This window comes from Belnapia sp. AC561 (assembly GCF_979252845.1).
Window position 1 is genome coordinate 1 of sequence record NZ_CEEDBP010000213.1, and the last position, 275, is coordinate 275.

General features: G+C 64.0%; 1 pseudogene. It reads right to left on the reverse strand.

What is annotated here, in order from left to right:
• Positions 1-275: pseudogene (locus AC0IW9_RS30810) on the reverse strand (hypothetical protein); the annotation flags it as partial.

Consider the following 275-nt stretch of genomic DNA (forward strand, 5'->3'; position numbering starts at 1 on the left):
GCCCAAAGCGGATGCCGCCTTTTTCGACAATTTTGTACGGCACGATGCGGCCGGCGTCTTGCTGGGCTTTGAGGCTGTCGTCGGCGGGGTTGTTGGCGTCGAACTGAATGTTGCTGGCAATCACCGGCACCAGCGCATCGCCTTCGGCCTTGGCGGCGGCGTTGAGCATGGCGGCCAGGCCTATGGGGCGGAAGTCGAATTCGTGGTTGCCCAGGGTGGTGGCGTCGTAGCCAATCTGGCTCATCAAGCGCAGCTCGCTGCCGGCTTCGCGGGTG